General features: G+C 45.1%; 6 protein-coding genes, 2 tRNA genes and 2 rRNA genes (1 of these 10 only partly in view). All 10 read left to right on the forward strand.

Annotated elements, in window-relative coordinates; all coding sequences use genetic code 11:
• The first annotated feature begins 145 nt into the window (after positions 1 to 145).
• A complete protein-coding gene (locus tag ACLV7H_RS00880; protein WP_411866118.1) occupies positions 146 to 1,852 on the forward strand; it encodes an ABC transporter ATP-binding protein in 1,707 nt (568 codons plus the stop codon).
• Position 1,853: 1 nt separating this feature from the next.
• A complete protein-coding gene (locus tag ACLV7H_RS00885) occupies positions 1,854 to 3,620 on the forward strand; it encodes an ABC transporter ATP-binding protein (protein WP_411866119.1) in 1,767 nt (588 codons plus the stop codon).
• A gap of 136 nt (positions 3,621 to 3,756) precedes the next feature.
• Positions 3,757 to 4,446: a gamma-glutamyl-gamma-aminobutyrate hydrolase family protein gene (locus tag ACLV7H_RS00890; RefSeq protein ID WP_411866120.1), complete on the forward strand. Its 690-nt coding sequence runs from the start codon at positions 3,757 to 3,759 to the stop codon at positions 4,444 to 4,446.
• A gap of 168 nt (positions 4,447 to 4,614) precedes the next feature.
• Positions 4,615 to 5,964, forward strand: a complete 1,350-nt coding sequence (locus tag ACLV7H_RS00895; protein ID WP_411866121.1) for a glucose-6-phosphate isomerase — start codon at positions 4,615 to 4,617, stop codon at positions 5,962 to 5,964.
• A 127-nt stretch (positions 5,965 to 6,091) separates the two neighbouring features.
• Complete coding sequence (gltX, locus tag ACLV7H_RS00900) at positions 6,092 to 7,552, forward strand: glutamate--tRNA ligase (RefSeq protein ID WP_411866122.1); 1,461 nt, start codon at positions 6,092 to 6,094, stop codon at positions 7,550 to 7,552.
• 12 nt (positions 7,553 to 7,564) lie between these two features.
• Positions 7,565 to 7,999 (forward strand): cytidine deaminase family protein, encoded by a 435-nt coding sequence (locus tag ACLV7H_RS00905; RefSeq protein ID WP_411866123.1) that lies wholly within the window; start codon positions 7,565 to 7,567, stop codon positions 7,997 to 7,999.
• Positions 8,000 to 8,114: 115 nt separating this feature from the next.
• Positions 8,115 to 8,186, forward strand: a tRNA-Glu gene (locus ACLV7H_RS00910).
• Positions 8,187 to 8,419: 233 nt separating this feature from the next.
• Positions 8,420 to 9,968, forward strand: a 16S ribosomal RNA gene (locus ACLV7H_RS00915).
• Between the two features lie 51 nt (positions 9,969 to 10,019).
• Positions 10,020 to 10,092: transfer RNA gene (locus ACLV7H_RS00920), tRNA-Ala, on the forward strand.
• A gap of 124 nt (positions 10,093 to 10,216) precedes the next feature.
• Positions 10,217 to 10,814 (forward strand): 23S ribosomal RNA (locus ACLV7H_RS00925) (it continues 2,303 nt past the right edge of the window).
• The 16S and 23S rRNA genes sit together here with 2 tRNA genes alongside, the layout of an rRNA operon.

A 10,814-nucleotide genomic window follows, 5' to 3' on the forward strand; every position in this document is an offset into this window, starting at 1 on the left:
CCTGTAGATGAAAGCGCACTAATTTATAATAAGGAGACTTCTTTGACAAGATGCCTCTTTTTTGCTAGAATAGCATCAATATGAACGAATGAGAAGGAGCTGACGCAGGATGTCGCTCTCTTTATCTATTTTATTAGGAGGAAATATGCTCATTAAAAAGATAAAAACCTATAAATGGCAGGCCTTGGCATCCCTAATGATGACAGGCTTGATGGTTGCGAGCTCGCTCTTGCAACCGCGCTATTTGCAAGAGGTGTTAGAGGCTTTGTTGGCCGGACAAAATGAGGCTATTTATAGTATTGGCGCTTGGCTGATAGGAGTAGCCCTAGTCGGTCTGGTTGCAGGTGGAGTCAATGTAACGCTTGCTGCCTATATTGCTCAAGGAGTGTCTTCGGACCTTCGTGAAGACGCTTTTCGCAAGATTCAGACTTTTTCTTATGCCAATATCGAGCAGTTTAATGCCGGCAACCTTGTCGTCCGTATGACCAATGATATTAACCAAATTCAGAACGTGGTGATGATGGCTTTTCAAATCCTCTTCCGTCTCCCTCTTCTTTTTATTGGTTCCTTTATCTTGGCGGTTCACACTCTTCCGTCACTTTGGTGGGTGATTGTCCTCATGGTGCTCCTAATCTTTGCACTAACTGCCATCATGATGGGGATGATGGGGCCACGATTTGCTAAGTTTCAAACCCTTCTTGAACGGATTAATGCTATCGCCAAAGAAAATTTACGTGGTGTGCGCGTGGTCAAATCCTTTGTACAAGAAAAAGCACAATTTGACAAATTTACCGATGTTTCTGATGAACTTCTCGGCCAAAATCTTTATATCGGTTATGCCTTCTCAGTTATAGAACCCTTTATGATGTTAGTCGGCTATGGGGCGGTCTTCCTCTCTATCTGGTTGGTGGCAGGTATGGCTCAGTCAGATCCATCTGTTGTGGGCTCTATTGCTTCCTTTATCAACTATCTCAGCCAGATTATCTTTACCATCATCATGGTTGGATTTTTAGGGAATTCTGTCAGCCGTGCCATGATTTCCTTGCGTCGTATCCGCGAGATTCTAGATACCGAGCCAGCGATGACCTTTAAAGATCTCCCAGACGAAGAATTAGAAGGAAGTCTCTCTTTTGAAAATGTGACCTTCACCTATCCCAATGATGACGAGCCTATGCTGAAGAATGTAACCTTTGAAATTGCGCCTGGTCAGATGGTGGGTGTGGTTGGAGCGACTGGAGCAGGGAAGTCTACCTTGGCTCAGTTAATTCCACGACTGTTTGATCCACAAGAGGGATCTATTAAGATTGGTGGCAAGGATATTCGAGATGTCAGCGAGGGAACCTTGCGTAAAACAGTTTCCATCGTCTTGCAACGTGCTATTCTCTTTAGCGGGACCATTGCAGATAATCTTCGCCAAGGAAAAGGCAATGCCAGCGTGTCAGAAATGGAACGTGCAGCACGGATTGCCCAAGCCAGCGAATTTATCGGACGCATGGAAAACAAATTTGAGAGTCAGGTCGAAGAACGTGGCACCAACTTTTCTGGTGGACAAAAGCAACGGATGTCCATTGCCCGTGGGATTGTCAGCAATCCCCGTATCCTGATTTTTGACGATTCGACTTCAGCCCTAGATGCCAAGTCAGAAAGACTCGTACAGGAAGCTTTGAATAAAGACCTGAAAGGGACAACAACCATTATCATCGCTCAAAAGATCAGTTCAGTCGTCCATGCGGACAAGATTTTGGTCTTGGATCAAGGGCGTTTGATTGGAGAAGGACGGCATGCAGATTTGGTAGCTAACAATGCCGTCTACCGCGAAATCTACGAAACACAAAAGGGAAAGGAGGAATAAAATGAAAACCGTTCGATTTTTCTGGAATTATTTTAAAGTTTACAAGTTCTCCTTTGTCATTGTGGTTCTGATGGTTGCAGTTGCGACGATTGCCCAAGCCCTCTTTCCAGTTTTTTCAGGTCAAGCAGTCACGGAGCTAGCTAACCTAGTTCTAGCTTATCAAAATGGGACTTCCGAACTAGCCTGGCAGAGTTTGTCAGCTCTGATGCTGAATCTAGCTCTGGTTGTCCTCGCCTTAGTGGTATCCAGTTTGATTTACATGACCTTGATGACTCGTGTGATTGCTGAGTCGACAAATGAGATGCGTAAGGGCCTCTTTGGCAAACTTTCTCGTTTAACGGTTTCTTTCTTTGACCGCCATCAGGATGGCGATATCCTTTCTCGCTTCACGAGTGACTTGGACAACATCCTTCAAGCCTTCAATGAAAGTCTAGTTCAGGTCATGAGCAATATTGCTCTTTACATCGGTTTGATCTTTGTTATGTTTTCAAGAAATGTGACGCTAGCCCTGATAACAGTAGCCAGCACCCCGGTGGCCTTTCTCATGTTGGTTTTCATCGTGAAAATGGCCCGCAAGTATACCAATCTCCAGCAAAAAGAGGTTGGGAAACTCAACGCCTACATGGATGAGAGTATTTCTGGACAGAAAGCTGTTATCGTACAAGGGATTCAAGACGACATCGTAGCAGGCTTTGTGGAGCAAAATGAGCGCGTGCGTAAGGCGACCTTTAAAGGGAGAATGTTCTCAGGTATCCTCTTTCCTGTTATGAATGGGATGAGCTTGGTCAATACGGCCATCGTTATTTTTGCAGGTTCTGCGGTCTTGCTGAACGATCCAAGTATCGAAACAACGACAGCCCTAGGCTTGATTGTCATGTTTACCCAATTTTCTCAGCAGTACTACCAGCCGATTATCCAGGTGGCTGCGAGTTGGGGGAGTCTCCAGTTGGCCTTTACTGGGGCGGATCGTATCCAAGAAATGTTCGATGCAGAAGAAGAGATTCGCCCGCAAAATGCGCCTGCCTTTACGGAATTGCGAGAAGGTGTTGAAATCAGTCACATTGATTTCTCTTATGTGCCAGACAAGCCGATTTTAAAAGATGTTAGCATTTCAGCTCCTAAGGGGCAGATGATAGCAGTTGTAGGCCCGACTGGTTCAGGGAAGACGACCATTATGAACCTCATCAATCGCTTCTACGATGTGGATTCAGGTAGCATTTCCTTTGATGGCAAAGACATCCGTGACTACGACTTGGACAGTCTGCGGAGTAAGGTCGGTATTGTCTTGCAGGATTCGGTCTTGTTTAGCGGAACAATCCGAGACAATATCCGCTTTGGTGTGCCAGATGCCAGTCAGGAAATGGTCGAAGCAGCTGCCAAGGCAACTCATATTCATGACTATATCGAAAGCTTGCCTGATAAGTATGATACCCTTATTGATGATGAGCAAAATATCTTCTCGACTGGGCAGAAACAATTGATTTCCATCGCTCGAACTTTGATGACAGATCCTCAAGTCCTAATCTTAGATGAAGCGACTTCCAATGTCGATACCGTAACAGAAAGCAAGATTCAACATGCCATGGAGGCAGTTGTAGCAGGTCGAACCAGTTTTGTCATTGCCCATCGTTTGAAGACCATCCTCAATGCCGATCAGATTATTGTCCTCAAAGATGGAGAGGTCATTGAACGTGGAAATCATCACGAGTTGCTCAAGCTCGGCGGTTTCTATTCAGAACTGTATCACAATCAATTTGTCTTCGAATAGAAAAGTTGTCCTTATTGGGCAACTTTTTCTTATCCATAAAAAATACTTATCACGGTCTTTAAAAAAACATATTAGACAGGAAAGGGTTGGAGTGATAAGATAAGACTGTCGCAAGAAAATCGAAAGGAGACACATCATGGCTAGAACGGTTGTAGGAGTTGCTGCAAACCTATGTCCAGTAGATGCAGAAGGGAAAAACGTTCACTCATCTGTATCCTGTAAATTTGCAGAGAGCATTCGTCAAGTCGGCGGTCTCCCTTTAGTGATTCCTGTAGGGGATGAGTCCATTGTTCGCGATTATGTGGAAATGATCGACAAACTCATCTTGACAGGTGGGCAAAATGTCCATCCTCAGTTTTATGGGGAGAAAAAGACCATCGAGAGCGATGATTACAACCTAGTGCGAGATGAGTTTGAACTGGCCCTCTTGAAGGAAGCCCTTCGTCAGGATAAGCCCATTTTAGCAATCTGCCGTGGTGTCCAGCTGGTCAATGTTGCTTTTGGTGGTACGCTCCACCAAGAAATTGAGGGACACTGGCAAGGCCTGCCCTTTGGGACCTCTCATTCTATTGAAACAGTAGAAGGAAGCGTGGTGGCTCAGTTGTTCGGCAAAGAAAGTCAGGTCAACTCAGTCCATCGACAAAGTATCAAAGACCTAGCACCTAATTTCCGTGTAACGGCTGTAGATCCTCGCGACCAGACGGTGGAAGCGATTGAGTCTATCGACGAGCATCGTATCATCGGTTTGCAGTGGCATCCAGAGTTTTTGGTCAATGAAGAGGACGGTAATTTAGAACTATTTGAGTATTTATTAAATGAATTGTAACGGTTAGAATCTCTAGCCGTTTTTATTCGTCCTATCAGATTTTTTGTATTTTAGCGTTTTTACGCAAACGTTTGAATTCTGATAAAAATTGGGCAAATTCAATAAAAAAGCTTGAAAAAATCGAAGGTAAGCGTTATGATAGAAAAGAAGAAATATTGGAGGATTATCATGTCACATATTAAATTTGATTATTCAAAAGTTTTAGACAAATTTGTTGCCCCACATGAAGTGGAATACATGCAAGCACAAGTAACAGCTGCAGACGAATTGATTCGTAAAGGAACTGGTGCTGGTAGCGACTTTTTGGGTTGGTTGGACCTTCCTGAAAACTATGACCGCGAAGAATTTGACCGCATCTTGAAAGCTGCTGAGCAAATCAAGTCAGATAGCGATGTTTTGGTTGTAATCGGTATCGGTGGATCTTACCTTGGTGCCAAAGCAGCTATTGACTTCTTGAACCACCACTTTGCTAACTTGCAAACAAAAGAAGAACGCAAAGCTCCACAAATCCTTTACGCTGGAAACTCAATCTCATCCACTTACCTTGCTGACTTGGTAGAGTACGTAGCTGAGAAAGACTTCTCAGTAAACGTGATTTCTAAATCAGGTACAACAACTGAACCAGCCATCGCTTTCCGTGTTTTCAAAGAACTCTTGGTTAAGAAATACGGTCAAGAAGAAGCCAACAAACGTATCTATGCAACAACTGACCGCCAAAAAGGTGCTGTTAAGGTTGAAGCAGATGCCAACGGTTGGGAAACATTTGTTGTTCCAGATGACATCGGTGGACGCTTCTCAGTATTGACAGCAGTTGGTTTGCTTCCAATCGCAGCATCAGGTGCAGACATCAAAGCCCTTATGGAAGGTGCGAATGCAGCTCGTAAAGATTACACTTCAGACAAGATTGTTGAAAATGAAGCTTACCAATACGCGGCAGTTCGTAACATCCTTTACCGCAAAGGCTATGCTACTGAAATCTTGGTAAACTACGAGCCTTCACTTCAATACTTCTCAGAATGGTGGAAACAATTGGCTGGTGAGTCAGAAGGGAAAGACCAAAAAGGTATTTACCCAACTTCAGCTAACTTCTCAACTGACTTGCACTCATTGGGTCAATTTATCCAAGAAGGGACTCGTATCATGTTCGAAACAGTTGTCCGTGTTGACAAACCACGTAAGAACGTGATTATCCCTAGCTTGGAAGAAGATCTTGACGGACTTGGTTACCTTCAAGGAAAAGACGTTGACTTTGTAAACAAAAAAGCGACTGACGGTGTTCTTCTTGCCCACACTGACGGTGATGTACCAAACATGTACGTAACCCTTCCAGAGCAAGATGCCTTCACTCTTGGCTACACGATCTACTTCTTCGAATTGGCTATCGCCCTTTCAGGTTACTTGAATGCCATCAACCCATTTGACCAACCAGGTGTTGAAGCCTACAAACGTAACATGTTTGCCCTTCTTGGGAAACCAGGATTTGAAGAATTGAGCAAAGAACTTAACGCACGTCTATAATAGAAGAAAAGAGTGGCTTGTCCACTCTTTTTACTCTCTTTATTCGTAGACATTGGACTCAGGCGAGACTTGTGATATAATATAGAAAGCAAAAAGGCAGACGCCTAGAGACTTTATAGGAGAAACTATGTCAAAAGATATCCGCGTACGCTACGCACCAAGTCCAACAGGACTCCTACACATCGGAAATGCCCGTACAGCATTGTTCAACTACCTTTACGCACGCCATCATGGTGGAACTTTTATCATTCGTATCGAAGATACTGACCGTAAACGCCATGTTGAGGATGGAGAACGTTCTCAGCTTGAAAATCTTCGCTGGTTGGGCATGGATTGGGATGAAAGCCCAGAAACTCATGAAAATTACCGCCAATCAGAGCGTTTGGAACTCTATCAAAAATACATCGATCAATTGCTGGCCGAAGGAAAAGCCTACAAATCATACGTTACAGAAGAAGAGTTGGCAGCTGAGCGCGAACGCCAAGAAGCAGCTGGCGAAACACCACGCTACATCAATGAATATCTTGGCATGAGCGAAGAAGAAAAGGCGACTTACATTGCAGAACGTGAAGCGGCTGGTATCATCCCAACCGTTCGCTTAGCCGTCAATGAAGCTGGTATTTACAAATGGCATGACATGGTCAAAGGCGATATCGAATTTGAAGGTGGTAATATCGGTGGTGACTGGGTAATTCAAAAGAAAGATGGATACCCGACTTACAACTTTGCTGTTGTTATTGATGACCACGATATGCAAATTTCTCATGTTATCCGTGGAGATGACCACATTGCCAACACACCAAAACAGCTTATGGTTTATGAGGCTCTTGGTTGGGAAGCTCCAGAGTTCGGTCACATGACTTTGATCATCAACTCTGAAACGGGTAAAAAATTGTCTAAACGCGATACCAATACCCTTCAATTTATCGAAGATTACCGTAAGAAAGGCTATTTGCCAGAAGCTGTCTTTAACTTTATCGCCCTTCTCGGTTGGAATCCTGGTGGCGAAGATGAAATTTTCTCTCGCGAAGAACTCATTAAACTTTTCGACGAAAATCGTCTCAGCAAGTCTCCTGCTGCCTTCGATCAGAAGAAACTAGACTGGATGAGCAACGACTACATCAAGAGAGCTGATCTTGCGACAATCTTTGAAATGGCTAAACCATACTTAGAAGAAGCAGGGCGTTTGACTGACAAGTCTGAAAAAATGGTAGAACTCTACAAACCACAAATGAAGTCAGTGGATGAAATCGTTCCATTGACAGATCTTTTCTTCTCAGATTTCCCAGAGCTGACAGACGCTGAACGCGAGGTCATGGCAGGAGAAACCGTTCCTGTTGTTCTGGAAGCCTTCAAAGCGAAACTAGAAGCAATGACAGATGAAGAATTTGTGACAGAAAACATCTTCCCACAAATCAAAGCAGTTCAAAAAGAAACAGGTATTAAAGGGAAAAACCTCTTCATGCCGATTCGTATTGCCGTTTCAGGTGAAATGCATGGACCAGAATTACCAGACACCATTTTCTTACTCGGACGTGAAAAGTCAATCCAGCATATTGAAAACATGCTGAAAGAGATCTCTAAATAAAAAGGACTTCCGATGGATACATGGGAAAAAATGTATGAAGAAGCACGAACCTTATTCAATCCCCATGAAGTTTCTGACTTTGTTTATGCTAACCATGTTGTTGCTGCGGTAGAAGCAGAAGATGGTCAGATCTTCACAGGATTTTGTATGGAGGGCACTTGTGGTGTTTTTCATCTCTGTGCAGAACGAGCGGCTCTCTTCAATATGTATCAATTTTCAGGACAAACTAAAGTTAAGAAAATCCTCGCCTTTCGAGATAAACCTCCTTACGGCGAAGGATCAGGTATGCCCTGTGGCGCTTGCAGAGAATTTCTCTTAGAATTGAATGCTGAAAATAAAGAAGCAGAGTTCATGATGAACTACGAAACAAGAAAAACAATTAAGGTTGCCGAATTGCTCCCTTACTGGTGGGGAGAGGAACGTGCAACTAATTGGCAAGATAAATAAAGGGAGTCAGTTTAACTGGCTCTTTCCCTTATCTTTTCAGAATTTCGTTAAAGAGGAAAAAAAGTTCTTGACAAAGGATGAAAAGTAGGTATAATAGAAAGAGTTGAAAAACTCAGGTCCGTTGGTCAAGGGGTTAAGACACCGCCTTTTCACGGCGGTAACACGGGTTCGAATCCCGTACGGACTATGGTGTATTGTGGCTAGAAAAAACTTGAAAAAAGTTTAAAAAATCTGTTGACAGAGGCAGGTAGCTGTGATATACTAATATAGTTGTCGCTCATGAGAGAAGTGAGAGACAAAGACCTTTGAAAACTGAACAAGACGAACCAATGTGCAGGGCACTATAACTGAAGTTATAGTACTGAACAATGAAAAAAACAATAAATCTGTCAGTGACAGAAATGAGTGAGAACTCAAACTTTTAATGAGAGTTTGATCCTGGCTCAGGACGAACGCTGGCGGCGTGCCTAATACATGCAAGTAGAACGCTGAAGCTTGGTGCTTGCACCGAGCGGATGAGTTGCGAACGGGTGAGTAACGCGTAGGTAACCTGCCTGGTAGCGGGGGATAACTATTGGAAACGATAGCTAATACCGCATAAGAGTAGATGTTGCATGACATTTGCTTAAAAGGTGCAATTGCATCACTACCAGATGGACCTGCGTTGTATTAGCTAGTTGGTGAGGTAACGGCTCACCAAGGCAACGATACATAGCCGACCTGAGAGGGTGATCGGCCACACTGGGACTGAGACACGGCCCAGACTCCTACGGGAGGCAGCAGTAGGGAATCTTCGGCAATGGACGGAAGTCTGACCGAGCAACGCCGCGTGAGTGAAGAAGGTTTTCGGATCGTAAAGCTCTGTTGTAAGAGAAGAACGAGTGTGAGAGTGGAAAGTTCACACTGTGACGGTATCTTACCAGAAAGGGACGGCTAACTACGTGCCAGCAGCCGCGGTAATACGTAGGTCCCGAGCGTTGTCCGGATTTATTGGGCGTAAAGCGAGCGCAGGCGGTTAGATAAGTCTGAAGTTAAAGGCTGTGGCTTAACCATAGTACGCTTTGGAAACTGTTTAACTTGAGTGCAAGAGGGGAGAGTGGAATTCCATGTGTAGCGGTGAAATGCGTAGATATATGGAGGAACACCGGTGGCGAAAGCGGCTCTCTGGCTTGTAACTGACGCTGAGGCTCGAAAGCGTGGGGAGCAAACAGGATTAGATACCCTGGTAGTCCACGCCGTAAACGATGAGTGCTAGGTGTTAGACCCTTTCCGGGGTTTAGTGCCGCAGCTAACGCATTAAGCACTCCGCCTGGGGAGTACGACCGCAAGGTTGAAACTCAAAGGAATTGACGGGGGCCCGCACAAGCGGTGGAGCATGTGGTTTAATTCGAAGCAACGCGAAGAACCTTACCAGGTCTTGACATCCCTCTGACCACTCTAGAGATAGAGTTTTCCTTCGGGACAGAGGTGACAGGTGGTGCATGGTTGTCGTCAGCTCGTGTCGTGAGATGTTGGGTTAAGTCCCGCAACGAGCGCAACCCCTATTGTTAGTTGCCATCATTTAGTTGGGCACTCTAGCGAGACTGCCGGTAATAAACCGGAGGAAGGTGGGGATGACGTCAAATCATCATGCCCCTTATGACCTGGGCTACACACGTGCTACAATGGCTGGTACAACGAGTCGCAAGCCGGTGACGGCAAGCTAATCTCTTAAAGCCAGTCTCAGTTCGGATTGTAGGCTGCAACTCGCCTACATGAAGTCGGAATCGCTAGTAATCGCGGATCAGCACGCCGCGGTGAATACGTTCCCGGGCCTTGTACACACCGCCCGTCACACCACGAGAGTTTGTAACACCCGAAGTCGGTGAGGTAACCTTTTAGGAGCCAGCCGCCTAAGGTGGGATAGATGATTGGGGTGAAGTCGTAACAAGGTAGCCGTATCGGAAGGTGCGGCTGGATCACCTCCTTTCTAAGGATAAGGAACTGCACATTGGTCTTGTTTAGTCTTGAGAGGTCTTGTGGGGCCTTAGCTCAGCTGGGAGAGCGCCTGCTTTGCACGCAGGAGGTCAGCGGTTCGATCCCGCTAGGCTCCATTGGTGAGAGATCACCAAGTAATGCACATTGAAAATTGAATATCTATATCAAATAGTAACAAGAAAATAAACCGAAAACGCTGTAGTATTAATAAGAGTTTATGACTGAAAGGTCAAAAAATAAGGTTAAGTTAATAAGGGCGCACGGTGGATGCCTTGGCACTAGGAGCCGAAGAAGGACGTGACAAACGACGATATGCCTTGGGTAGCTGTAAGTAAGCGATGATCCAGGGATTTCCGAATGGGGGAACCCAACAGGTACTACCTGTTACCCGCATCTGTTAAGGATGTGAGGAGGAAGACGCAGTGAACTGAAACATCTAAGTAGCTGCAGGAAGAGAAAGCAAAAGCGATTGCCTTAGTAGCGGCGAGCGAAACGGCAGGAGGGCAAACCGAAGAGTTTACTCTTCGGGGTTGTAGGACTGCAATGTGGACTCAAAGATTATAGAAGAATGATTTGGGAAGATCAGCCAAAGAGAGTAACAGCCTCGTATTTAAAATAGTCTTTGTACCTAGCAGTATCCTGAGTACGGCGGGACACGTGAAATCCCGTCGGAATCTGGGAGGACCATCTCCCAACCCTAAATACTCCCTAGTGACCGATAGTGAACCAGTACCGTGAGGGAAAGGTGAAAAGCACCCCGGGAGGGGAGTGAAATAGAACCTGAAACCGTGTGCCTACAACAAGTTCGAGCCCGTTAATGGGTGAGAGCGTGCCTTTT

Origin of the sequence: Streptococcus oralis, assembly GCF_965111685.1 — a bacterium.
In the GTDB taxonomy this organism is placed as follows: Bacteria; Bacillota; Bacilli; order Lactobacillales; family Streptococcaceae; genus Streptococcus; species Streptococcus oralis_B.